At 57.2% G+C, this 21125-nt stretch carries 17 protein-coding genes; 8 read left to right on the forward strand and 9 right to left on the reverse strand.

The annotated features are described in order from the left end of the window. Positions 1–78 precede the first annotated feature (78 nt). The 8 genes from AC1RQK_RS09795 to AC1RQK_RS09830 form a co-directional block, all read right to left on the reverse strand. A complete protein-coding gene (locus AC1RQK_RS09795) occupies positions 79–1221 on the reverse strand; it encodes a helix-turn-helix transcriptional regulator (protein WP_492808788.1) in 1143 nt (380 codons plus the stop codon). Positions 1222–1864: 643 nt separating this feature from the next. Beyond that, entirely contained in the window at positions 1865–2914 is a 1050-nt protein-coding gene (locus AC1RQK_RS09800) for a tripartite tricarboxylate transporter substrate binding protein (protein ID WP_492808790.1), read from the reverse strand. A gap of 27 nt (positions 2915–2941) precedes the next feature. Further along, positions 2942–3928, reverse strand: a complete 987-nt coding sequence (locus AC1RQK_RS09805) for a Bug family tripartite tricarboxylate transporter substrate binding protein (RefSeq protein ID WP_492808791.1) — start codon at positions 3926–3928, stop codon at positions 2942–2944. Between the two features lie 38 nt (positions 3929–3966). Beyond that, entirely contained in the window at positions 3967–4923 is a 957-nt protein-coding gene (locus AC1RQK_RS09810) for an SMP-30/gluconolactonase/LRE family protein (RefSeq protein WP_492808793.1), read from the reverse strand. 16 nt (positions 4924–4939) lie between these two features. After that, entirely contained in the window at positions 4940–5773 is an 834-nt protein-coding gene (locus AC1RQK_RS09815) for an amidohydrolase family protein (protein ID WP_492808795.1), read from the reverse strand. A 23-nt stretch (positions 5774–5796) separates the two neighbouring features. Beyond that, a complete protein-coding gene (locus AC1RQK_RS09820) occupies positions 5797–6807 on the reverse strand; it encodes a Bug family tripartite tricarboxylate transporter substrate binding protein (protein ID WP_492808797.1) in 1011 nt (336 codons plus the stop codon). 104 nt (positions 6808–6911) lie between these two features. Further along, positions 6912–7712 (reverse strand): SDR family NAD(P)-dependent oxidoreductase, encoded by an 801-nt coding sequence (locus tag AC1RQK_RS09825; RefSeq protein ID WP_492808798.1) that lies wholly within the window; start codon positions 7710–7712, stop codon positions 6912–6914. A gap of 82 nt (positions 7713–7794) precedes the next feature. After that, complete coding sequence (locus AC1RQK_RS09830; protein ID WP_492808800.1) at positions 7795–8355, reverse strand: carboxymuconolactone decarboxylase family protein; 561 nt, start codon at positions 8353–8355, stop codon at positions 7795–7797. Between the two features lie 250 nt (positions 8356–8605). Between AC1RQK_RS09830 and AC1RQK_RS09835 the strand changes: the two genes are divergently transcribed. Then, positions 8606–9490: a LysR substrate-binding domain-containing protein gene (locus AC1RQK_RS09835; RefSeq protein WP_492808801.1), complete on the forward strand. Its 885-nt coding sequence runs from the start codon at positions 8606–8608 to the stop codon at positions 9488–9490. Positions 9491–9679: 189 nt separating this feature from the next. After that, a complete protein-coding gene (locus AC1RQK_RS09840) occupies positions 9680–10570 on the forward strand; it encodes an alpha/beta fold hydrolase (RefSeq protein ID WP_492808803.1) in 891 nt (296 codons plus the stop codon). 51 nt (positions 10571–10621) lie between these two features. Here the strand turns inward: AC1RQK_RS09840 and AC1RQK_RS09845 are convergent, their stop codons facing one another. Beyond that, a complete protein-coding gene (locus AC1RQK_RS09845) occupies positions 10622–11575 on the reverse strand; it encodes a LysR family transcriptional regulator (protein WP_492808805.1) in 954 nt (317 codons plus the stop codon). Positions 11576–11868: 293 nt separating this feature from the next. Between AC1RQK_RS09845 and AC1RQK_RS09850 the strand changes: the two genes are divergently transcribed. The 6 genes from AC1RQK_RS09850 (at position 11869) to AC1RQK_RS09875 (ending at position 21124) form a co-directional block, all read left to right on the forward strand. Next, complete coding sequence (locus tag AC1RQK_RS09850; protein ID WP_492808807.1) at positions 11869–12870, forward strand: Bug family tripartite tricarboxylate transporter substrate binding protein; 1002 nt, start codon at positions 11869–11871, stop codon at positions 12868–12870. Positions 12871–12913: 43 nt separating this feature from the next. Then, the gene (locus AC1RQK_RS09855) at positions 12914–14275 is read left to right on the forward strand and encodes an MmgE/PrpD family protein (RefSeq protein ID WP_492808808.1); all 1362 of its coding nucleotides are present in this window, start codon (positions 12914–12916) and stop codon (positions 14273–14275) included. A gap of 374 nt (positions 14276–14649) precedes the next feature. Next, entirely contained in the window at positions 14650–15615 is a 966-nt protein-coding gene (locus AC1RQK_RS09860; protein WP_492809077.1) for a Bug family tripartite tricarboxylate transporter substrate binding protein, read from the forward strand. Between the two features lie 49 nt (positions 15616–15664). Then, positions 15665–16459, forward strand: a complete 795-nt coding sequence (locus tag AC1RQK_RS09865; RefSeq protein ID WP_492808810.1) for an enoyl-CoA hydratase/isomerase family protein — start codon at positions 15665–15667, stop codon at positions 16457–16459. A gap of 4 nt (positions 16460–16463) precedes the next feature. Continuing rightward, the gene (locus AC1RQK_RS09870; RefSeq protein ID WP_492808811.1) at positions 16464–18569 is read left to right on the forward strand and encodes an acetate--CoA ligase family protein; all 2106 of its coding nucleotides are present in this window, start codon (positions 16464–16466) and stop codon (positions 18567–18569) included. Between the two features lie 506 nt (positions 18570–19075). Continuing rightward, positions 19076–21124 carry a 3-hydroxyacyl-CoA dehydrogenase NAD-binding domain-containing protein gene (locus AC1RQK_RS09875; protein ID WP_492808812.1) on the forward strand — a complete coding sequence of 683 codons (2049 nt, stop codon included), beginning with the start codon at positions 19076–19078 and terminating at the stop codon, positions 21122–21124. Position 21125 lies beyond the last annotated feature (1 nt).

Consider the following 21125-nt stretch of genomic DNA (forward strand, 5'->3'; position numbering starts at 1 on the left):
TTTGTCAGCCTTGCTGACGAATGCCCTTGGCACGGTCTTTCTTGAGTAGCCTCCTGAAGGACTGCCTCGATGCAATGCTCACACTGTGCCGTAACGGATTTCCGCGGCAGTGCTCATATGCAAACCTTCGTCGCTGTAGTCCGCGATCTGAGCGGCCGCACTGCAAAGCACTCGACGTACGAGTTCCGATTGACGGCCTGCGCCCGTTTTGGCGAGCACTTGCTTTAGCTGATAGCGAGCGGTTCCCACCGTTACTCCGCGTTGCACCGCGTACTGCTCCAGGGATATGCCGGCGACCAGTGCGCTCGCCAGCTTCGCCTCGGCACCGGTTAGTTCGAACAACGCCATCAATGCTTCCGCTGGGATCTGCCCGGCCGGATGATTGTCAGTGAGGGTAACTAGCAACGCCTTCTCGTGACCATCCGCCACAAATGAGTCCAGTGCTTGCAACGCGAGTTGCCAGCTCTGAGTGCCGGACTGGATCGCAAGAAATCCTGGCGTGCTGCAACCGGCTTGGTCAAGCAATGCTTTCGCCAAGCGATGCTGGGGCTGTACGCCTGCAGCTCTGAGTACACCGTCGCGCACAAAGAGTCCGTGTCCCGCGCTCAACTGGGCTCGCGCTTTCTGGTTTAACCATTGCACCTCACCGGAAGTGCCGCAGACAACGAGGCCACATTGCCATCGATCCAGATGGCAGCGGAAGAGAGCCTCCGCAGACCGACTCGCTGCCACGGTCTGAGTGAGGGAGACCGCCTGCTGAAAGTGTGGCATCAGCGAAGCGATACGATGCCGTTGCCGTGGGGAGAAGTCGCTCGAGTCATGGATATCACGATGTAGAGCAATAGCCACGTACCGGTCGAGCCCAACTGGCATCAAACCTCCCAGAAATCGCCCCAGGCCGATCTCGACGAGCTGTTTCTGTAGCCGGAGCGCAATGGGTTGCTCCGCGCTACAAAACAAGTCTTCGTCATCCGTCAAACCGCTGGCTACCCTGCGCAGGCGTTCCCCTTCCAATCGCGGATTTGCGGAGTCCGAAATGAGGGCCTCGTAAGCAAACATGTCAAGCGATGTATCGTGCGCGGTCCAGTAGACCCTGGCCTGGGAGCCTTGCAAACTGATTGCCTGCACGACGGCGGAACGTGCGCCGGTTTCGGTGCATAGCAGGTCTAGCACCTCCTGCCACCGCTTTGATTCGGTGCAGGAGCCGTAGAGGCTCAGCAATAGAGGGTCAGCTACAGTCGCAATTTCCACGGCCCGGCAGGATTTTCGTTTAGACGAAAGCACTGTGAGGCAATTTTGATGCCAGGGGAATCGGGATTTACACGACTGATCGATTTTGGAATGGGGCCGACAGTGTCGAATAGAGCTCATCGGGCTGTCGCTCAAGAGCCGCACTGTAAATTGTGTCAATGCGGGGTGCGGCCGTATGGTGGCAGTCAAGGGAGTGGCAAAAAATTGGGGGCGGAATCCGTCGGACGGGGAAAGTGCTGTCTACGGATACTGGGAGAGCCCATATGCGCATCTCCTAGGAACCGTACGTGCGCCTTTCACTGCATACAGCACAGCATAAGTATCGTCACCCGATACCGGTCTTGCCATCCGGCGCAAGTTTCTCGCATTCGTCCCATCGTTGGTTCCCCATCATAAATGAGATGAGGGTGTTCAACTACCGAACGACGATACGCTCTTCCAAGCTCCCCTACGTCGAATCTCAAATATTGGTTTGTGACAGCCGCACCTCGCGCCAGTCTGCACCCTTCAGGTCGGGGAAAACCTTGAACGTCTATGCGGGCAGTTACAGCCCGCCATTCGCCATTTGCGCATTCTCATACCAACTCCTACAGCAGTTCGTCTTACGGCTCTCTCATTCCGGTTTGATGCCGAGATCGGTGACGATTTTTCGCCAGCCATCGATCTCCCGTTTGATCTGTCCCCGAAATTCCCCGGGGCTTCCGCCGGCGGGCTGGGCACCGTCAGCCTGGAATTTTTCCGGCGTCTCTGGATTGGAGAGAATCCTGTTAACCTCTGCGTTTAGACGTTTCACGAGGGTCTCAGGCATGCCTTTGGGTCCAATCAAGCCGTACCAGAGAGTGACGTCGTAGCCCTTGAATCCAGCCTCCGCGAGCGTCGGCACATCGGGCAAGGTGGGAATACGCGTCGGCATCGTGATTCCATAGGCTCGTAGCTTCCCAGTCTTGATCAGTGGAAGTGCACTCGCGGTCGCCGCGAAGTAGATGTCGACCTGGTTTGCCAAGACATCGTTTAGCGCAGCGCCGCCGCCCTTGTAGGGCACATGGTTCAGCTTCAGACCCGCCATACTGCCAAACCGCTCGGCGGCGAGGTGGATAATGCTCCCCTGTCCAGACGAAGCAAAATTAAGTCCACCCGATCTTGACTTTGCTAACGATACCAACTCCGCAGTACTCTTTGCCGGCAATGCAGGATTTGACACAAGGATTAGCGGCCCTTTTGATACCTGCGCAATGGGCGTGATATCTTTGACAGGATCGAACTTTAGCTTGTACAAACTGGGATTCACCGTGTAGCTAGACGAGATAAGCGTCAAGGTGTAACCGTCGGGGGGGGCGGCTAGGCCGGCGTTGATTCCGATCAAGCCACCGGCGCCGGCTCGATTCTCCACGACGAAGGACTGTCCGAATGCCTTGCTCAATCCATTGGCGAGATAGCGGCCCACGATATCGGCCCCGCCCCCGGGAACAAAGGTAACAATGATCTTTACTGGGCGCGTGGGATAGGTGTCGACCCAGGCATGTGCTGAGTTCATCAAAAGGCCCGCGAGTAGCAACAACACACCTCGCATGAATTTTGGGAATGTCAATGCAATCTCCTGAATGCTGTTAAGCGTGGCGTGTCCCCGTGCGGCGCTGCCGACAGTGAAAACGGTGTTGGCCAAGGGCATCGATGGCCGGACGACGTCAACTTACTCGCCGTGAATGTTCCGATCCTTTATGAGGCGGGCCCATTTCGCAGCGTCCGAGCGAATAATGCTCGCAAACTCGGAGGCGCTGCTTGGCGCCGGAACCAAGCCGAGTTGCTCCAGATTCCTGCGAACATCCGACGACGCCAGGCTGCGCCGCAGCGCCTCGTTGATTCGGTTGACGACAGCTGGCGGCGTTGTGGCCGGAGCCATCATGCCGTACCAGTTGCTTGCCTCGACATTGGCGATGCCCTGCTCCGCCAGCGTTGGGATGTCGGGTAGAAATGGCATGCGTTTGGCTGATGCGACTCCGATGGGCTTAAGACGCTTGCTTGTGATGAATGGCATTAGGCCGGAAGCATCGCCAAAGAAGGCATCAACTTGTCCACCGAGGGTGTCCGTGATCGCCGGCGCAGCGCCTTTGTAGGCTACGTGCAAAAAATCTATGTGTGTTGCCGCCTTGAACAACTCGATCGTCATATGTGGCATGCTGCCGACGCCGGTCGAGGCTAGGCTTGGTGGCTTGGCGGAGTGCCTAGCTTGTTTGACAAAAGCAGCGGCAGTCGAGGTGGCGGCATCGGGCTTGACAACCAGCACCTCTGGCGTGTTTACGACCATCGAGATAGGTGCAAGGTCTTTCTGTGGGTTATAGGGCAGGGCCGAATAGAGCGCCGGATTAATTACGATGGCTCCAGCGCTGGTGAGGAACAGAACAGAGCCATCGGCAGGAGACTTAGCCACGAAGCTTGCGGCGATAGCACCGTTTGCACCCGGCCGGTTGTCAATGACGACAGTCTGCTTAAGTTCTATTTCGAGCTGCCGTGAGATGGCGCGCGCCAGAGAGTCGGCCGGACCGCCGGCAGGAAACGCCACTACCAGGCGCGTAATGGGATTCGCATTAGCGGCGCCCGATACCGTGAAAAGTGGTGCGAGCGCGCAAGCAAGCAGCGCCGCGGCGAGACCGCCGCGGCGCAAGGTGCAAAATGCCATGAGTTGTCTCCAGTTATCTAATATCTGCGTGAGGAAGCCTAGCCTCCTACCGCACCTTGAGTATTGACATACAGCGAGTAGATTGACGTGCAGGACGCCATGAAGAGTCGATTGCGATGATGGCCACCGAAACAGAGATTGGCGCAGCGCTCCGGCAGCGCGATGTGGCCGATGGCTTCTCCCTGAGGTGAGAACACTCGTACGCCATCGAGCTCCGGTGTGCCCATACCCCAACCGCACCACAGGTTGCCGTCGACGTCGACGCGGAAGCCATCGGGCGTGCCGGGACCCGCATCCACCAGGACGCGGCTAGCACCTAGGCGGCTGCCGACAGAATCCACGTCAAAAGCACGAATGCGACGTGGCCGTGCCCGTGACTCGATTACGTATAGCGTAAGCTCGTCGGGAGAGAAGGCTAGCCCGTTCGGTCCGCTGATGTCGTCTGCGACGATGGTGGCAGTGCCAGTGTCCGGGTCCAGTCGGTACAGGCGCTCCGGCAGTTCGGAATCGGCTCGTTCACCTTGGTAGTAGCCAGAAATCCCGAAGGGTGGGTCGGTGAACCAGATCGAGCCATCCGACTTCACGACCACATCGTTGGGAGAATTGAGGTGCTTTCCTTCAAACTTGTCTATTAGCACAGTGATGCTGCCGTCATACTCTGTGCGTGTCAGACGCCGGCCGGCGTGCTCGCATGTAACCAGTCGGCCCTGGCGGTCGCGCGTATTGCCGTTGGCATGATTTGATGGCGAGCGGAATTCGCTGACTACCCCCGTAGACTCTTCCCACTTAAGGATCCGGTTGTTGGGAATGTCACTCCACAATAGGTAGCGACCATCGCCAATCCATACCGGGCCTTCGGCCCAGCGGCTGCCGGTCGCGATGCGCTCTACGGCAGCAAGTGCCAGCCGATATTTTTCAAAGGAGGGGTTGAGCACCTGGACTGCAGGGTCGGGGTACCGGCACAGCGGCATCTGCGAATTAATGTTGTTTGTCATCGTTCTTTCGCTCCTCTCAAGCGTATAACCGTGCCGCATTGCCAGCCAATACTGCGTTAGTCGTCGACTCATCGCCGCAGACAGCGCGGATCCAGGCTAGAAGGTCTTGCTCGCTTGGGCACGGGTACGCAATGTTGGGATGAGGCCAGTCGCTGCCCCAGATCGCGCGATCAGGGGCGATGTCCAACAGCCTGCAAGCGATGGGCACCGCTGCGCCGAACGGCGCCGACCCACCGGTAATTCGGTCGGCTCCAGATAGCTTTATCCAGATATGCGGCAAGGCAAGGAGGGTCTCCAGGGTCGAGAATGCGGAATAGTCAATTCCGTCGGCAGCCTTTGCCCGCGCCATATGATCGATCACGAGCGGCACGCCATGCGCGGCGAGGTGTTCGAGCGCCTCCAGCACGTCCGGCAACTCCCCATGCACCAATGCATGCCAGCCATAGGGACGGATGCGGTCGAGCATGGCTAGCATGCGGGCCGGGTCGCTGCGCCCGGCCAGGTGCGACATCAGTCCCAGGCGGATACCGCGAACGCCTCGTGAATGCATGTCAACCAGACGCGCTTCGTCGATCTCAGGGTCAATCAGGGCTACGCCTCGGTAGGCGTTGGCGCTAGCGTCGAGAGCCGCAAGCAACGCGTTGTGATCATCGCCATAGCATGCTCCCTGAACAAGTACGCCGTGCGAGATACCGAGCCGGCTGTGCAAGGCGTGGAGCTCTGCGAAAGGCGCCGCCTGTGGGCTGTAAATGGCGTCCGATGGCAGAGGGTGTACCGCATAAGGGCCATAAATGTGGGTATGGCAGTCCCAAATGCCGGCTTGCCTTGCATCTGCACGCATCTCAGTCATGGTGTGTCTAGTGGAGAGGTTTATCAATCCGAGGTCGCGCCGGTCTCCTTGACCACGCGCGTCCATTTTGTGAACTCGGTCCTGATTAGCTCGCCGTACTGTGCTGGAGTCCCACCAGTGGGTTCTGCGCCCTGTGCGTGCAGTGCCGAAATGGTCTCTGGGTCTTTCAGGACGGCGGAGATCTCGCGATTAAGGCGGGTGACGATATCGGTGGGTAGACCGCGCGGGCCCACGATACCTTGCCAGGTGCCCGAGTCGAAGTGGGGCACAATGGTCTCGGCCAGTGTCGGCGTATCAGGGAGAAGAGATACGCGACGGCTGGTGGTCGCCGCGATAGCGCGCAGCTTGCCGTCTTTGATGAAGGGCATTACAGCATTCAGGCTGCCCGACATCATGAAATCGAGACGGCCGGAAAGCAGGTCCGGCAGGGCAGCGGCATTGCCCTTGTAGGGGACGTGATTGAACTGCGTCCCGGTCTGGGCAGCAAACAGAACGCTGGTCAAGTGATCAATGGTGCCGTTGCCAGAGGAACCAAAGTTCAGCTTGCCAGGTTTTGCCTTAAGCAGCTTGAGAAAATCCTGCGGCGTTTTTACGGGTAGTGCTGAGTTGACGATGAGCACCAGCGGGACGGTAACCACATAAGCCACGGGAGTGAAGATCCCACCTGGATTCAGCATCGGCTTCTGGAACAGGGCGGGCGAGATGGCAATAGACGAACTGTTGTAGAGCAGTGTGTAGCCATCCGCGGGCGCCTTCGCGACCTGCTCAGAAGCGATGTTGCCACCAGCACCCGGTCGGTTTTCCACCACAACCTGTTGACCCAGACGATCACCCAGCTTACGGGCGATCACGCGCGCAATGATGTCGGTGGGCCCGCCCGGGGAGAATGCAACCACCATGCGCACGGGTTTGTCGGGATATGTACTTGCGTGAGCAGTGCCACCCAGCACGGCGGTGCCAGCAGCAGCCGTGGCCAGTAGGGTGTGCAGGACTATACGCCGGCGCGTATCGGCGCACGCCTTATTTGAAATCATGATTGGGTTGTCTCCAACGGTTTTCTGATTGACTTGTTGTTGCCGGGCCAAGGCCTGCGGCTAAATTGTCTTGTTCGATGCTGCGTGAGGCGTTGTAGCGAGCGTCAGTCGCAACGCACGCTCATCCCGCCATCGACCACGAGTTCCGCTCCGGTGACAAAGCGTGCCTCGTCCGATGCAAGGAACAGTGCTGCATTTGCGGTGTCCCGGCCATCGCCCATAAAGCCTAGCGGGATGCGTGCCACGCGCTGCGCGAGCAATGCTTCGACATCACCGCCGGCACGTTGTCCGGCAAGACGTGCCTCGACCATCGGCGTGTGCATTTGGCCGGGGATGACGGTATTGACGCGGACATTTTGCTTTGCGTACTCCACAGCCACGACGCGCGAGAACTGGATGATCGCGGCTTTGGCTGAGGCGTAACCAACCTGTGCTGCACCCGTCCATCGGATCCCCGAGGTGGAGGCCGTATTCACGATGGCACCGCCGCCCTGGCTTACCATCAGCGGCAGAACGTGCTTGCAGGCCAGGAATACGCTTTTGAGGTTAAAGCTCAGCTGCGCATCCCAGCTTTCTTCACTCAAGTCCACCGGCCCGCCGCGCGCCGAACCTCCAACGTTGTTGACAAGGATATCGACGCGGCCGAAGCGAGCTATACAGGCCTTGACCATTGCCTCTACCTCGGCGGAGTTCGTCATGTCGCACGTATGGGGTTCAACGTCGCCCTGAACCGCATGCACTCGCGCCAGCGTTTCTTCCATGGCGGCAGCGCTCTTATCCACGGCGAAGATCTTGGCACCCTCCTCGGCGAAGCGCACCGCGACGGCGCGCCCATTCCCCCAGCCAGGCCCAACGCAGCCCGCACCGGTCACGATAACGACTTTCCCTTGCAATCTTCTCGACATAATCTCTTGGTCCTTCCTACCGGTTGTCCGTGATTGGTGTGCTGTCAATAATTCGTATGGGCTTTGCAAGCAGCAATACCGCTCAACCTGGCGGCAGGCCAAGCTCCGAGGGGGTGCCATCGGGTGGCATAACTTCGAAGGCGTTGATGGTCATGGAGATCAAGGTGTAGTACCCGGCTAGGCCCACCAGATCAATTATGCTGTCCTGACCCAACACCTCCAGTGCCTGGTTGTATAGCGGTGTGGGGATTCGGTGTGCTTCATTGAGACTTCGCATCACTGCGTAAACGACGGCCTCGTCGTCGCGCTCAAACAGCGGTGTCGAGCCCGTACGGATGGCCTCCACGATCTCCGCGCTTACCCCGGCTTTCAAGGCCAGCGGCTTATGAGCCCACCATTCAAACTCCGCAGCCCAGAATTGACCCATCATCAAGATGGCCAACTCAGATAGCCGTTGTGGTAGAGACGAGTCGTAGCGGCAGAACTGGCCCAGTGCCTGGGCGCTGGCCGCCAATTTGGGACGATGCAGCCAAACGGCGAGTGGCCCGCGAACCTGTCCGCGCGGGCCAGCGACGATAGTATCGTGCACGGCACGCTGCTCAGGGGTCATGTCGGCAGGTGCGAGGGGAGGGATTCGTGTCATAGGGGCTCTCGTCAGGCAATGCGATTGGCCATCGCGGCTGCGCGAACGGAGAGTGCAGGTCTGCTTGCGGTTGACATGGAGTACGGTACCCGCGTACTTAGATGTCTTGTCTCCGTATCGTTCTAGTGCGATGTACTGCGAAGTTGGCTGCATTGTGCGTAGCATCCGGATGGTCCGTCCAATACATTTTTCTTGGCAGACTAATTCCAGTTTAGAATCAGTCGCTCTATTCCCGAATTGAGATAGCTCCATGGAAATGCGAGACCTGAGAATGTTCCTCGTTCTGGCTGAGGAGTTGCATTTCGGCCGGGCGGCAGAACGGCTGCGTATATCACAGCCGCCCTTGAGCAAGCACATCCAACAACTTGAGGCACAGCTAGGGGTGATGCTGTTCGACCGGAACAAGCGACATGTACGGCTGACGTCCGCTGGACGTGTATTGGTTCAAGAGGCACGCCGTATGTTGAATCAGGCGGATCTGGCGATGGAGGTAGTCCGGCGCGCGGAGCATGGGGAGACGGGTACTCTGCGTATCGGCTTCGTTGCGGCGGTGATTTACATTGGTATCGAGAAACATATCGAGCGGCTTGAACGCGAGCTGGCCGGCGTGGAGACGGTGTGGGAGGAGATGGGGTCATCCGAGCAGGTGGAGGCCCTGCGGCGTGATCGTATCGATCTTGGTTTAGCCCAAGTACCCATGGGCGTCGGGGAGATGAGTGCACACCTATTGGCTCGCACACCCCTGGCAGCAGCGCTGCCAGCATCGCACCGACTTGCCCAGCGGCAGCGAATTGACCCCGCTGACCTTGCGGAAGAGGCCTTTGTTGTTATTCCGCGAGAGAGCGCGCCGGGGTACTTCGACTTGATCGTCTCGACCTGCTTGCAGGCGGGGTTCAGTCCCAATATTCGTCACTATGCCAAACATTTGTTGTCGGTGGTCAGTTTGGTGGCATTGGGCCGGGGAGTATCGCTTGTGCCACGCACTTTGGGGCGGGCGGCTCTGCCAGGGGTGGTACTTAAACCCCTTGTTGGTGTGACGGCACAGGCGGAGTACTCAGTAATCTGGCACCCGGAGAATCGGTCCCCGGTTCTTTCGCGGGCCTTGAACTTGCTCGGCGTTTCGGAGGCCGGATAGCCGGATATGAACGAAAAGTGGCTGGCACGCCAATCGATTCGCAAGTGAATGTGGGCGTCATTGGATATCTGTCGGCACTATCACTGTCAGTTGGAAAGGGTATTGGATTAGAGGGCAAGGGGTCGCTAGAGTGTAGAGGACTTGAATCACGGTAGCTCGCTCTACAAATGCCAGCATGAAGAGGACAATATGGGTAACGATGCACTCGTCAGCAGCCAAACCAACGCGTACGCACAGCTTCTGGCGGGAGAGGAACAGGACGCGTCCCGATTCCTTGTAGAACGGAATAATGAGATATCCATTGAGGTTTATGCTCTCGGAACCGGACCGTCAATTGTGCTTCTGCCGTCACTTGGGCGGGGCGCCGTCGATATGCTCGAGTTAGCAAAGCCCCTCGAGAGAGCTGGGTTCCGCGTACTCTGCCCCGAGCCGCGTGGAAACGGCGGGAGTACTGGACCGCTGGAGAACAAGACGCTGCATGACTGGGCCGAGGATATCGCTGCGGTCATAGAGTACGATCAGTCGGGGCCCGTGGTGGTGGTAGGTCATGCACACGGGAACTGGATTGCGCGTACGCTTGCTAGTGACCGTCCCGATCTCGTGAAAGCACTCGTATTACTGGCTGGATCTGCGGGCAAGGTGCCAGCAGGCGTGGACGCGCTGCCTATCCCGCCTGAGATTCGCGCCACCATCGAAAAATGCGGTGATACGACTCTTTCAAACGAAGAGCGCCTAGAGAGCTTGCGGCAGGTCTTTTTTGCTCCCGGCAATGATGCTAGCTTGTGGCTGGGTGGCTGGAATACACGTCTCCTTACAATGCAGACGTTGGCGCAAAAGCGCACACCAGTCGATGAGTTCTTCGCTGGCGGTGTTGCCCCGATTCTGAACGTCCAGGCGGAACACGATGTCATTGCGCCGCAGCGCTACGCTAATGTCCTACAGGACTTCCTTGGCGAGCGTGTCACCACCCTCACAATCAGCAATGCTGCTCACGCATTGATACCTGAGCAGCCTGAGGCTGTGGTTTCGGCGATTCTTTCGTACTTGCAAGGCAATGAGTCTGGATCGCCACGGCATTGAACGCCATCGTGGCCCGCCATGGCGGGCCACCGCAAGCGCTGCTCGCACCAGCTACACTTGATTGGCTATCACGGCACTCATTACCTCTCCAACGACCTTTTGCACCAAGTCTGATGGACTCTTCTGCCGCCAGATTGCATAGATCTGGATTCGGCCAGCGGTATGCTCCAATTCGCGGAAGCAGAGACCGTTGAAGTCAGTGTTGGCATAGGAGCGTGGCACCAGAGCGACGCCCAACCCCATTTTTACCATCTGAAATATCGTAAGAGGATTGCGGGCGAAGTGCGCGATCGAAGGGCTGAATCCAGCATCCACGCAAGACGCCACGAGACCGTCGAACAACGCCGGAGCATGCTCGCGAGAGAAGGCAACCATCGGCAGGCCATCAAGGTCGCCGAGCCGGAGGCTCGGCTTGGCCGCAAGTGCATGATTTGCCGGAAGAACGATCGAAAACTGCTCGGAAAAAATGGGACTCTTATTGAGTCCTTTTCGGCTTGGAACCGAATGGACAATGCCGATATCCAGCTTATCTTGCATCACGGCCTGTGCTTGGTCTTGTGAACCCATATCCGTAATAGCTACCTCGATGCCCGGGAAGCGTGTGGCCATTCGTGTGAGGATAGTTGGGAGGACGTGAAAGATACCAGAGGTCACCATGCCGATGCGTATGGTGCCAACTTCGCCAGCCGCTGTACGCACTGTCGTGCTAACCGCGACACGCAATTGGTCAAGCACATTCCGACTTTCGATGAGGAATGTCTTCCCTGCATCTGTAAGTCTGACCTCCCGCCGGGTCCTCTGAAGCAGTTCAACGCCCAGTTCCTCCTCCAGCGCTTTGATCTGGTGGGAAAGCGGCGGCTGAGACATGTGCAGCCGAACAGCCGCGCGTCTGAAGTTCAATTCCTCCGCGACCATCACAAAATAGCGAAGCTGCCTTAGCTCCATATACGATCTCAAAATAAGTGATGCACATAATTGCGCGTCGCCGGTATCAAAGTACTTCACGAACGGTGACTTTGTAAAGGCCACAATCCCTTCCTCCGCGCTAGTGAAACACAAAATGGAAGTCAATTTCGAGATCAGGTGTTCGTATCGAACCGCAGCTCGATCGAGGGATAGCGCTGCGAGAGGCCGCCGCCGGTTGTGATACCGAATCGCTATTACTCAGTGAGCCATTCAATATTGGACGCTCTCGCGGCAGGAACCTAGAGTGGGCTACGCGGGCGGCTCCTAAGTAGCAGGCGGTCATAGACCTGAATGTCAGTGGGGCGCCAGGGCATAACGAGAAAGGAGACGCTTTGAAGACAATTGCCACCACACCAAGACGGCGGCGGCTAGTGCTCGCCGTGACTATGGGCGCAGCGTTGCCGCTCATGCTCGGAACCGTTGCAAAGGCGCAAGGGGAGTATCCGGTTCGGCCCATCAAGATGGTGATCCCCTATACGCCGGGTGGATCAATCGATACCGTTGGCCGGCTGATTGCCGATCAGTTGCAGAGGCAACTGGGACAGACGATCGTGATTGAGAATCGACCAGGAGCATCCGGCATGATCGGCTCGGAGATGGTGGCGCGCTCCGCGGCTGATGGATACACCTTGCTTTTCAATGCATCAAGCCAAGTGTACCTTCCATTAGTTGTTAGCAAGTCCCCGTACGACGCAGAGCGCGACTTCACGCCTATTGGACAAGTGGGTTACGTGCCATTGCTGGTAGTCTCTAATAACGAGATACCGGTAAAGACATTGGCGGAGTTCTCCAAGCTTGCGCAAGCGAATCCGAAGAAGTACACATGGGCAACCTCTGGCCTGGGCACCACCAGCCATCTGGCCGAGGAGATGATTCGGCACGCATTAAAGCTTGATATGGAGATCGTCTCCTACAAGGGAGCAGTGCCGCAATTGGCCGATGTTATCGGGGGTCATGTCTCTGCTGCGGTGTCTCCCATGCCGGGAGCGTACCCCTTCGTCAGAGGTGGGAAACTAAGGGCCATTGCGGTGACCAGCAAGAGCCGCCTGCCGCAACTGCCTGCTGTGCCAACAGTGGCGGAGAGCGGAATGCCAGGCTTCGAATTGCTCTCATGGTACGGCATCTGGGGGCCGGCCAATATGCCTGCAGGAGTGACTCGTAAGCTTGGAGTTGAAATCGCGAAAGCCGTGCAAGCACCAGTGATGAAGGCACGCTTCCAAGATCTGGCATTCAAAACGGTCAATTCGACTCCGGAGCAGTTCAAGAAAGTCATCCAAGAAGACATGGAGAAAATTCGTAAGGTGGTAAAGGACGCCAATATTCGCATCGATTGAGGTGGAGACGATTTCTATTTTTGCCTTTCATTAAGGGGTTTTGATGATTACCAGACAATTAGCCGAGTGGATCTCTAGCGTACGTCATCAAGATATTCCCAATAGCGTGACCGAGACCGTACGGCTGCTCGCGCTCGACACGTTCGGTGCTGGCCTCACAGGGCACGATGAACCTTGGTCAAAGGCGATCCGTGATTGGGCGAAGAATGGTTATCAGTCCTCCATTGAAAGCGGTGCGCAACTGTGGGGGAGACCCGGTGCCACCTTCCGTGCGAGCGATGCTGCACTCGTCAACGGTGCGTCGTCGCACGCATTTGAACTGGATGACTTTCACAACGCAAAGGTCCATCTGGGTGCTGTCATCGTTCCGACGGTTTTTGCGTTGGCGGAGACACTCAAAGCCGCACCGGAGCGTGTTGAAACAGCGATCGCCGTTGGCTATGAAACGATCATTAGAAGTTCTCTTTCGTTACAGCCAGGCCAAGCCCGCATGAGAGGTTGGCATTTGACTGCGGTGTGTGGCCCTTTAGGAGCCGCCGCCTCCGCGGCCGTTCTGTTAGGGCTGGACGCCACGCGTACGAGCTGGGCGCTTGGTCTAGCAGGAACACAATCGGGAGGCTTGTTTGCGTTTGCATGTGATGGTACCGATTCAAAGCGACTGCACCCCGGACGTGCCGCCCACGCTGGAGTCATGGCGGTAGAGATGGCGGCGCTTGGGCTGAGTGGACCGACGTCGATATACGAAGCGGAAGACGGTGGCTGGCTTCGTGCCTTCGCCGATAATCCGCTACCCGATCGGCTAGTTGCGGGCCTTGGCAGTACTTGGCATATGCCGGCTACCAACTTCAAGCCGTATGCGTGTTGTGGGAGCGTGCATGCGCATGTGGACGCTGCACTAGCCCTGCGGCCCCTTTGGGAGTCGGGTCGGCACGTCCGGGCAGGCATGGCAAAAGTGGTGAGGGTGCAGTGTGGCTACGAGTATATACCGAGCAGCGCACTCAACGCCCAGATGAGCGCGCGCTACGCAATCGCGGTGGCCTTGTTGGAGGGAGCCGTTTTGCCCGGCCAGTTCGCATCTGGAAAGTTGCATGATGCGGTGATTACCAAACTCGCAAACGACATAGAATTGGTGCACGATCCGCTTCTCGATGGGCAGTACCCAGCTAACTTCTGCGGGTGGGTGGAGGTAGAGACCAGCCCAGGGCGTTTCGAACGCGTTGAGTTACTAAACCCGTCCGGTTCCGCCACAAATGCGGAGCGTCCCAATGCGATTCGATCAAAATTCGCATCGCTGGTTGGACCAATCCTACCTCCCGATCGAATCGGACTGCTGATTGAAGCTTTCGAAAAAATGGCCACTACTCCGGTGAAGCAAATTTTGGCATTGGCGGCCATTCCGGCATAGTATCTCGAGGCGCCGTGGCGGCGGCATCCGGAGTCCGAGGAAGCACACGCAACACATCTAGATCGTGTCGGATATGACGTAGTCGGTGCATCCACATTTGGGGGCATCGAAGCGGTGGCTCGCCGTCCGTTAGTTCGTTTCAGGACGGCACAGTGACCCGTTTTCCAGCACGGCGCACTGGTCATGCCGGCGAATCATCGAGCCCCCAATTCCATCTGATGGAAATGTAGGGGTGCGAATTCGACAAAAAACATCTACTCTCACCTCCATCAATAGGCCCACGGGGCATGTGCAACCAAGCACTATCCGCTCTCGTGCCAATAATCATATCGGAGACAGAATTGGTAATCCATTCTTCCATCCTTATTCGAAAGATCACAACGCTGTCTTTTGCTTTCGCCACCGCTGGCGCGTTGCTTCCATCGACCAGCGCGGCTGCCTTTCCCGAAAAGCCGATTCGAATTGTTGTTCCATTTGCCCCTGGAGGTGGTACAGACCTTATTGCGAGAACAATGGGAATCACGATGTCGCAGGAGCTTGGTCAGCCGGTAGTGATTGACAACAAGCCAGGTGGCGGGACCATCATTGGCACAGATGCTGTTGCGAAGAGTGCGCCGGATGGCTATACGATGGTGATGGCAACGCTGGCGCACGCTGTCAATCCAAGCATCCATCCGAAATTGCCATATTCGACCGATAAGGCATTCGCGCCCGTCATGCTGGTGGGCCGGTCGCCCAACGTGCTGGTAGTGCGACCGGATAGTCCTTATAAGACTGTAAACGACATCATCACGGCAGCTAAAGCGAGGCCCGGAAAGTTGTCGTATGCCTCGCAAGGACCTGGGACATCCGCACATCTTGCCGGGGAATTGTTTAAGTCACTCGCGAAAGTCGACCTGAACCATATTCCATACCGCGGAGCAGGTCCTGCTATTACCGACTTGCTCGGCGGGCAGGTCGATGTGATGTTTGCGACGGCAGCAGCCGTCGGCGCGCACATCGAGAGTGGCAAGCTGCGAGCGATCGCAGTGACGACAGCGGAGCGTTCGCCAAGCCCGGGGTTGGCGAAGATTCCTACTATTGCGGAAAGCGGCGTGCCCGGGTATGTGGCGGAGAGCTGGTACGGTTTGTTTGTGCCAGCAGGCACACCGGCACCGGTGATCAACCGCCTGAATGCGGCGGCAAAGAAGGCGGTGCAGACCGAAGCATTTCGCAAACGAGCCGAGTCTGAAGGCCTCATGATTAGCGGCGGCACCCCCGATGAATTTGGACGTTACGTCCGTAGCGAAGAGGTCCGTTGGGCCAAAGTCGTGAAGGACGCGAAAATTAGCGCTGACTGATGAACTCGGGCGAACAAGAGTTGCATTTCCATAGGTTACGAGACTGAGCATGACCAATACTTCCTTGATTACCCTCGGCGTCGAAGCCGGGATCGCTACGCTGACGCTCAATCGCCCGGACAAGCGTAACGCAATTAGTGACGACATGCGGACGGAATTGATTGCCGCCCTTGAGCAAGTGACGCAGGACAGGTCGATTCGCGCGTTGGTCTTGACCGGAAACGGAAAAGGCTTCTGCGCGGGTGGCGATGTGGCAGGCATGCAGCGGCGGATGGATGCTCCGACTGGTGAAGTGGCATTCAACGGATGGTCGCGCCAACAGCGCGTTCACCACACTGTTGCCCTGCTACATAACATGCCCAAGCCCACCATCGCCGCAGTGAACGGAGCGGCGGCCGGGCTTGGAGCAGACATGGCAATGAGCTGTGATTTCGTGGTGGCATCCGAGAGTGCCAGCTTTGCCTGGTCTTACATCAATCGCGGGCTGATTCCAGATGGCGGTGGCATGTATTTCCTGCCGCGTCGTACCGGCCTCTCTAAGGCAAAGGAATTGATCTTCAGCGGACGGAGGGTCGATGCCGGGGAGGCGCTTCAATTGGGTATCGCAGATCGCGTAAGTCAGCCGGAGTCGCTGCTGGCAGATGCTAGTGCCTGGGCCGCAGAACTGAGCAAGGGATCGGCTACGGCACTTGCCTTAGGCAAATCGATCCTGAATCAGACCTTCGAGTTGCCGGCCAATCAGGTATTCGGACAGGGCAGTCTCGCACAGGGCATTTGCTACACAAGCAGCGAACACCGTGAGGCAGTCCTGGCATTCCTCAGAAAATCTGCTGTAAAGGGTTGATGCGATGAACGCAGATCTCTCACCTTCCGCCATCGCGCGATTGATCAAGCCGCGCAGTGTGGCAGTCATCGGCGCGTCTGCCGATCCCGCCAAGACCGCCGGCCGGCCAGTCTCCTATCTCAAGAAACACGGTTTTAGCGGCGCGATTTATCCGGTCAATCCGAAGGTCGATTCAATCGACGGTATTCGCTGCTATCCGGATATTCAATCGTTGCCGGAAACTCCGGATGTCGGGATCATCTTGCTTGGGGCCGAGCGCGCTCATTTGGCTGTACGCGAACTGGCCGCGCGCGGGACTGCCGCCGCAATTGTCCTGGCGAGCGGCTATACGGAAACTGGTGCCGAGGGAGCGCGCCGGCAGGCCGAACTTCTTGACGCTGCTGGCAGTATGCGCCTGCTCGGGCCAAATACTATCGGCCTGGTGAACCTCACGGATAGCATCCCCTTGTCGGCGAGCGGCGCGCTGGAGATGGATCATTTCCCTGCCGGGAATATCGGCGTGGTATCGCAAAGCGGCGGTATCCTTGGTGCGCTGTTATCTCGCGCGGCAGCTCGTGGGATTGGCCTTTCCAAGTTGATATCCACCAGCAATGAAGTGGACCTCGATTTGGCGGACTTTGTCGACTACCTAGCCGATGACGATGCAACCTCGGTGATCGCCCTGTATGTCGAGAGTGTGCGCAACCCTGAAAAATTCCGGGCAGCGGCGCTGAAGGCCGCTCGCGCTGGGAAGCCAGTAGTCGCTTTCAAGATTGGACGTTCGGAGGCGGGGGCGCGAGCAGCTGTTTCCCACACCGGCGCGCTTGCGGGGGCGGACCGCATGTACGACGCGCTGTTCAAGCAGGTCGGAGTAATCCGAGCGGAATCCTTCGCGGATTTGCTCGATATGCCTGCTGCACTGGCTACTGGCAGGGTGCTGCGGGGGAACCGGGTTGCGATCCTGACATCCACGGGTGGGGCGGGCACGTTGGTGTCCGACAGTCTCGGTGTCTCTGGTTTCGAGACACCGCCTCCGGACGAACAGACCGCGCAGCGTTTGCGAGCGCTGCAAAAAGGCGACCACGCGGCCCTGGACCGTAATCCCATCGATGTCACCCTGGCAGGCTTGCAGCCAGATCTGCTGCGCGAAGCAATCAAGACCCTTCTCGATAGCCCGACCTACGATGCGGTGGCGATCATCGTCGGTTCCTCCAGCCTCGCAATGCCAGACCTCATGGCCGGCGCCATCCAGGACTGCCTGCCTCTGAGCGACAAGCCAATTCTCGCCTATGTCAGCCCACACGCACCTCAAGTCGCTTGCTTGCTGAATCAGCGCGGCGTTCCGGCATTCAGTGCGCCAGAGAGTTGCACCATCGCGCTTGGAGCTATGCTGCGCGCTGGCCGATACCAGGAGTTGTCGAACGAATCCACTTCCGCAGTTCCGGTGATGACCGCTGACTTCCATGAGGGGGCGCTCGATGAGGCGGCCGCAAAGCAATTGTTCGTGCGGTTCGGTATCCCCGCCGTGCGGGAGACCATCGTGTCCGGTGGCGACGAGGCAGAAGTTGCCGCCCGCGAACTTGGTGACCGCGTGGTACTGAAGATTCTCTCGTCGGAGATTACGCACAAGAGCGATATTGGTGGAGTTGCTGTCAATTTGATGCCAGAGAACGTGAAGGCGCGACTGGCAATGATGGCTGATGACGTGCTTGCGAAGACCGGGACGTTACCCGATAGATTTCTAGTTCAGGAGATGGTGAGTGGAGGCGTAGAACTGATCCTAGGTATGCACCGCGACACACTTGGCACGGCAATTCTGTTAGGAATGGGGGGTGTCACTGCGGAGTTGTTCAAAGATACCACTATGCGCATGCTTCCAGCCTCGGGTGGCTTGTCTCGTGCCGAGGCATTGGCTATGATCCGCGAGCTTAAGACATGGCCTCTATTGGATGGATTCCGCGGGCGGGCTAAGACAGATGTGGACGCGCTGGCCGATGCGATCGTGGCATTTTCAGTCATGACTGCATCCATGGGGGAACGCCTGGTGGAAGCGGAGATCAATCCAATCTTCGTGCTACCGGAGTCCCACGGAGTGCGTGCAGCGGATGGTGTTGTGGTGTTGGGAGCTTGAGTGACAGCGTTGTCTTTTGGATGAATCCCATTTGATTTATAAGGTAAGGATTCGAGAAAGTGGATGGGTGATTGTTATAAATTGAATAATGGTGGGAGCTGCTCGATGATGGCAGGTCCCACCTTTGTTATGTAAAAAATAGATTGGTTTTTTCTCAGGTCAGCCAGGATCTAATAATGATTTTACCTGCCATCCGTTGATAAGGGTGGATCATTATGGAAATCGCGAATCCATAAAATTGGCATTCCTCAGGTGGCGTCGCGCTATCTTCGGCAACACCGGATAATATTAATGTTAACGGTTGCTTGCGTCACTCAGGTGATACATTTCCGGGGATTTTAAATAATATCCATTGTTTCCTGCTACGAGAAAAATCAGCGGCGCAAGGGAACCAGATGGCACAGAATAGCATGAGCCTAAATTATTAGTAACACATTGTTTTCAATTTTACAATAAGACACTATTTGGCCAATGGTTTTGGGAATATGGATAGAGGGGTATAGAGAATGAGCGGAAAGGTGAGTGTTCAGTATCATGGAAAAATTGCCGTCATTATTATCGATAACCCACCAATCAACGCCGGATCCTTGGACGTGAGGAAGGGCCTGCTAGCCGCAATCGAAGTTGTTGAGAGTGATGCTAGCATCGAAGCGGCGGTCCTCATTGGTAGTGGGAGTACTTTTGTTGCAGGATCAGATCTGCGCGAGTTTGGGATGCCACTCGAATTCCCACAACTTCCTGGCGTAATCTCTGCTATTGAGCGGTGTACGAAGCCATTCGTTGCGGCATTGCATGGAGCAGCTCTAGGTGGAGGATTCGAGCTTGCGCTGGGATGTGACGCGCGTATCGCAAGTCCAGGTACCAAGGTTGGTCTTCCGGAGGTAACCCTCGGTATCGTGCCGGGTGCTGGAGGGACACAACGTTTGCCGCGGGCTGTTGGAATCGCGAAGGCAATTCAGATGATCTGCAGCGGTGAGCGTGTGGTAGCGGAGGATGCCATCGCGCTCGGCCTGATCGATGAAGTGACCAGTTTGGACCTGAAAGTTGAGGCTATTCGCCTTGCAGGCAAGATGACTGGGAAGAGGCGCCTACGGGATGTTGAGGTACCGCGCGGCGAAGTGAACGAGGTCGAGCGTGCAGTCGCAGCGGCGCTGCGTGTCGGGCGGAGTCGACCGGCAGTTTGTGCAGCCATTGAGCTTGTGAAGTTTGCGGAGAGCTTGCCTTTAGATGAAGCTCTCGCTCGCGAGCGTGAGAAGTTTCAACACCTGCGGCTGTCATACGACGCTTTTGCTTTGCGGCATCAGTTTTTTTCAGAGCGCCAAGCTGTCAAGCCTATTCGCGCCGATAAATTGCAAGTGAGAACCATCGATAGTGTCGCGGTGATCGGCGCCGGTACCATGGGTTCAGGCATTGCGATCTGTGCGTTGAAAGCCGGATTCAGTGTGACGCTTTTGGAGCAGGACGTGGTCGCTCTAGAACGAGGTCGCGCTCGTATTGATGACCACTTTGCAGAACGCGTAAAGACAGGGAAGCTAGCAAAATCAGATGCCAATCTCTTACAGGATCGGCTCCTTGCCACCCAGGACTGGAATCGCCTGGGTACTGTGGATATCGTTATAGAGGCCGTATTCGAAGATCTTGACGTGAAGCGAGCTGTTTTCCGTAAGATCGATCAGTTTGCGCGTAATGGCGCCATCTTAGCGACCAACACATCTTATCTGGATATAGATGATATTGCCGAGGTTACTGAGCGGCCGCAGGATGTGATCGGTCTGCATTTCTTCAGCCCTGCCCATTTGATGCGTCTTACCGAGGTTGTAAATGGGCGCCATAGTGCGGCCGACGCAATTGAAACTGGAGTGCAAATTGCACGGAAGCTCGGAAAGCTCCCAGTCGTTGCTGGAAATGCATTCGGCTTCATCGGGAATAGAATATACGCCGCCTATCGTCGTCAGTGTGAGTTTATGATTGAAGAGGGGGCGTATCCGGAACAGGTCGATAGCGCATTGACTTCCTTCGGCTTCGCAATGGGGCCATTTGCAGTGGCGGATCTCTCTGGCCTGGATATCGCGTGGAACATGAGGAAGAAGTTGGCGCCAACTCGCGATCCGTCGGCTCGCTACGTCGACATTCCGGATCGCCTGTGTGAGTTGGGGCGCTTTGGGTACAAGAGCGGAAGGGGATACTACCTATATCGGGAGGGTGATAAGAACCCCACGCCGGACACAGAAGTGCGTGGGCTGATTGATCTGGCTCGTGTCGAGAAGCAGGTGAAAGTACGTAAACTGAGCGACGGGGAGATTCAACGCCGTGCACTCCTGTCCATGGTGAACGAAGCAGCATTACTACTCGCTGAGCGGGTTGCACGTCACGCAACGGATGTGGATGTTGTCCTTGTCAATGGCTACGGCTTTCCGCGTTGGGAAGGGGGGCCGATATTCTGGGCTCGGGAGAGGGGTGAAGAGATGTTGAAGACCGACCTTGACTGGCTCGAACGCGTCAGCGGCCCAGGTTTTGTACGGGGTGACGCACGCCATTTGTTTGGAGAGCACTGAT

This window comes from Cupriavidus sp. GW822-FHT02D05, assembly GCF_058802485.1.

What these genes read in the sequence shown, in the direction of transcription:
- AC1RQK_RS09805 (WP_492808791.1), bottom strand. Translation starts at nt 3,928, where the DNA reads ATGGCATTTTGCACCTTGCGCCGCGGCGGTCTCGCCGCGGCGCTGCTT.
- AC1RQK_RS09810 (WP_492808793.1), bottom strand. Translation starts at nt 4,923, where the DNA reads ATGACAAACAACATTAATTCGCAGATGCCGCTGTGCCGGTACCCCGAC.
- AC1RQK_RS09815 (WP_492808795.1), bottom strand. Translation starts at nt 5,773, where the DNA reads ATGACTGAGATGCGTGCAGATGCAAGGCAAGCCGGCATTTGGGACTGC.
- AC1RQK_RS09820 (WP_492808797.1), bottom strand. Translation starts at nt 6,807, where the DNA reads ATGATTTCAAATAAGGCGTGCGCCGATACGCGCCGGCGTATAGTCCTG.
- AC1RQK_RS09825 (WP_492808798.1), bottom strand. Translation starts at nt 7,712, where the DNA reads ATGTCGAGAAGATTGCAAGGGAAAGTCGTTATCGTGACCGGTGCGGGC.
- AC1RQK_RS09830 (WP_492808800.1), bottom strand. Translation starts at nt 8,355, where the DNA reads ATGACACGAATCCCTCCCCTCGCACCTGCCGACATGACCCCTGAGCAG.
- AC1RQK_RS09835 (WP_492808801.1), top strand. Translation starts at nt 8,606, where the DNA reads ATGGAAATGCGAGACCTGAGAATGTTCCTCGTTCTGGCTGAGGAGTTG.
- AC1RQK_RS09840 (WP_492808803.1), top strand. Translation starts at nt 9,680, where the DNA reads ATGGGTAACGATGCACTCGTCAGCAGCCAAACCAACGCGTACGCACAG.
- AC1RQK_RS09855 (WP_492808808.1), top strand. Translation starts at nt 12,914, where the DNA reads ATGATTACCAGACAATTAGCCGAGTGGATCTCTAGCGTACGTCATCAA.
- AC1RQK_RS09865 (WP_492808810.1), top strand. Translation starts at nt 15,665, where the DNA reads ATGACCAATACTTCCTTGATTACCCTCGGCGTCGAAGCCGGGATCGCT.
- AC1RQK_RS09870 (WP_492808811.1), top strand. Translation starts at nt 16,464, where the DNA reads ATGAACGCAGATCTCTCACCTTCCGCCATCGCGCGATTGATCAAGCCG.
- AC1RQK_RS09875 (WP_492808812.1), top strand. Translation starts at nt 19,076, where the DNA reads ATGAGCGGAAAGGTGAGTGTTCAGTATCATGGAAAAATTGCCGTCATT.